The sequence below is a fragment of the Gordonia sp. (in: high G+C Gram-positive bacteria) genome, from assembly GCF_012515855.1.
Taxonomy (GTDB): Bacteria; Actinomycetota; Actinomycetes; order Mycobacteriales; family Mycobacteriaceae; genus Gordonia.
Window position 1 is genome coordinate 1 of sequence record NZ_JAAYXO010000092.1, and the last position, 3,310, is coordinate 3,310.

Consider the following 3,310-nt stretch of genomic DNA (forward strand, 5'->3'; position numbering starts at 1 on the left):
CCGCTTGCCCGTCGCTGAGCATTGAGATACTGCCAAAGTCGCGATCGAACTCGTCGCCGAGGCCCTCGGGCACCACCGTCAGCACATCAGTCCGGTTGGGGTCAAAGTCATTGAGCAGCACTGGCAGCAGGGTCGGTTCACCCGCACGCACCCCAAACGCGTCGGGCATCGCCACCGGCGGCTCCTGCTCGGTCACATCCTGGGTCACGACCGTGCCCGTGTCTACCTTGGGCGGGTCGTGCAGACTCCACTGTTCGACCGGGATCAGCGTGCCGTCGGGGACGGTCCACAGCATGCCGCTTGAACGCTCAACCACGACGGCCCGCGTACCGTTCCCGCGAATGTCGAGATCTGGATTGCTCACCTCACCCACGGCATCGTCAAATTCGAGCGGCATCGCCCCCTGGTCAGACGTCCACAGCATCGCCCCAGACGAGCTCGCCCACGCGGCAATCATGGTCATGCCAAGGTGCCGGGGCTGCGCAGCAACGCCTGTGGTGTCGAGAACGCGTTCGGCTGATCCTTGGGTGACCTGCCACAGGCCGCCCTCATCGGCGACCAACACGGAATCGTTCGCTGCGGTGCCGTTGGCTGTGGGGGATTCGCTGGTCGACCGGGCCCCGGGCGACGATGCCTGCAGTCGGGCGGTGCCGGTCAGCTCAAGCGTGATCGGGTCGCTCGCGCCACGCCACCACAGCTCACCGGTGTTCGAGTCGAGCAGCACCCAGTCGTCACCGACAATGGCGAACTGCGCGCTGTCGTCCGCGACCTCGGCAGCACCCTCATCGGGAGCACCCCGCGACGCCTCACGCGGCGCGTCATACCAGCGCACCGTGCCCTCGCCCTGACTGTAGAGCGCAACCCGGCCCTCAGCATCGACGGCGGCCGCCGTCACCCGGTACGGCGCCGCCGGATCGAGGTCGCCACCCGCGGTGGGGTTCCCGTCAGCAGCGTTGGCGTCGCCGAGTTCGTCAGCTTGGTCGCCCTCCTCGCGTGCCGTGCCAGCATCGTTCGACTGCGCAACGGGATCGAGGAGCATCGGAGCCACAGCCGCGGTGGCGCCGCGCAGGTGCGACAGATACGCCGCTCCATCTTGGGTGAGAAAGAGCACATACTCACCCGCAGAGATCACCTGGCGAGTACCCTCGGGAGTTCGTTCGCCCCGGCCATCGCTCCCAGCTGTGCCAGACTCCGCTGCTCCGTTGTTGGGCTCTGCGTCGGACTCGGAGTCTACGTCGGACTCGGGCGCTGTGCCGGACTCGGGGTCTGCGCCAGTCTCGGGGTCTGCACCAGTCTCAGCCTCTGCGCCATCGCCGCTGGCGTCGCTCAGAATGTCCCGCGGCGAGCTCGGATCGATTGGCACGGCACGGCCGAAACCGTTCGTGAACATCAGCCCAAGCTCCGGCGTCTGCAGGATGCCGCTCGGGTTATCAACGCTGCGCACCGTATCAATCTCACGCGTTTCAGTGTTGACCCGCGCGTACTGGCCACTGGTGCGCTCCACCCACACCGACGGATCGTCTCGCGGCGTCTCACGAGCATCAAAACCGCTCGACACCACGGCAAGCGTCACGACAAGCGCGGTCACCACGCCCGCGGCGATCCAACCGATCACCGAACGGCGTCTTCCGTTCTCGCCGCGCACCGTGGCCGCCATGTCACCCGATCCAGCCGAGAGCGAGCGCCCCACCGAACAACGCCGCCACCACGGCAATGCCAACGAGCGCACCAATGATTCCGATCTTCATCGGCGAATGCGGCTGATCAATCAGCACGCCATCGCGATCCTCGGTGAGGCGAGACGCGCGGAGCTGCGCTCGCTGCTGCGCCCTGGTGAGGGAGCGCACCGTTGTCGCCTTCGGACCGCGAGGAGCCGTGCTCACCGGCGCCGGCGTGATCATCGACGCATCAACCACATCGAACGGGGTCACATCAAACCCGTACCCCCGCTGCAACTGTTGCAGCGTCTCGCCAAACTCAGCCATCGAGCGGAACCGCTGCGCGGGGTCGCGGTGCATCGCCCGGCGCATCACCTCGTCAAACGGCTCATACCCTTGGGCGCCGGGGATTGGCGTGTACTTCGCCTCTGTGATGCGCGCAGTCATCTTTGACTGGGTATTCTGCGCCCGATCAGGATGTTCGAACGGCGAGACCCCGGCGGCAAAGGTGTAGAGCGTCGCCCCGAGCGACCACACCTCGCTCTCGATCGTGCCGGTAGTGTGAGCCGTAATCACCTCGGGCGCAGACCAGGGAATCGACAGCGCCTGCTCGCGCGTCTGCGAAGCCCAGCTACCCTGCAGCACTGAAATGCCGAAGTCTGCGAGCGCGGGGCGGCCCGTCGCGGTTAACAACACGTTCGACGGTTTCACGTCACGGTGCAGAATGCCGGCACGGTGGGCCGTCTCGAGGGCTCCCGCCAGTCGTACCCCGGCGTCGAGCACGGCCTGCAGCGGTGCAGGGTTTCGTCTTGTGCGTTCCCGCATCGAGTCCGGGCAGAACTCCATCGCTAAGTAGGGTCGACCGTCAACGGCAACCCCCGCCGAATACATCGACACAATGGACGGATGATTCGACAGCCTCGCCATCGCATCGGCCTCGGCCTCAAAGTCAGAACGATCACGGTCACCGATGACCGGGCTCCGGAGCACCTTGACCGCGACAATGCGTCGAGGCATATCTTGCTCATACTGGTAGACATCAGCAAAGCCGCCGCTACCCAGGGGTCTCACATAACTGAACCCCGTAATCCGCGGCGCTGCAGGCGGTGGAGGGGCAGACATGACCCTCATCTTAATACGGCGCCCTGGCCACTCATTGTGTCGTTCAGGAGCAGCGGAGCCAGCGGAAGTTGCACCCGCTGTGGCCGCCCTGAAGTCACCCACACGGCCCTGCCGGGAGGAAACTCGCGGCGGTGTAGCCTGGCAAACGGCGTCTGAAAGATCAGGTCGCCGTCATGGGTGTCTGGGGCAAGAACGAGCCCGGTTCGGCTGGCCTTCAACGGCCCGAGCAGCCCGTACGAGGCATGCCATTCACGGGTTTCCGCCTCGCTCACGATCAGGCATTCGCCACGTGTTGCCCTTGCAGCGAGCGCAAGCAGGGCAGCTTCTGCCGGTGAACCGGCGAACGAGGGCGCATCCTCGATGAATAGTGCGGCACGACCGGGCACCCCCTCAAGCACGGTCGCGACTGACGCGTGGTCGGTGGCGACCGCATCCCACGCCACCAGTGACGTGAGTGCCGAGCGCCGACTCGTGAGGAGTACCCGCGGCACGGCCGCTGCCGCACGGCGCAGCGAACCCGCGAGCGCTGC

At 66.1% G+C, this 3,310-nt stretch carries 3 protein-coding genes; all 3 read right to left on the bottom strand.

The genetic code is table 11. From position 1 onward, the window contains the following. A partial coding sequence (locus tag GX543_RS07065; protein WP_290850881.1) for a hypothetical protein occupies positions 1-1,657 on the bottom strand: 1,657 nt, incomplete at its 3' end. 1 nt (position 1,658) lies between these two features. Further along, complete coding sequence (locus tag GX543_RS07070) at positions 1,659-2,780, bottom strand: serine/threonine-protein kinase (protein WP_290850882.1); 1,122 nt, start codon at positions 2,778-2,780, stop codon at positions 1,659-1,661. A gap of 5 nt (positions 2,781-2,785) precedes the next feature. Further along, positions 2,786-3,310 (bottom strand): hypothetical protein (locus GX543_RS07075; protein WP_290850883.1); only part of this gene is annotated, 525 nt, incomplete at its 5' end.

Coding starts and splice junctions, on each gene's coding strand:
- GX543_RS07070 (WP_290850882.1), bottom strand. CDS start 2,780: ATGTCTGCCCCTCCACCGCCTGCAGCGCCGCGGATTACGGGGTTCAGT.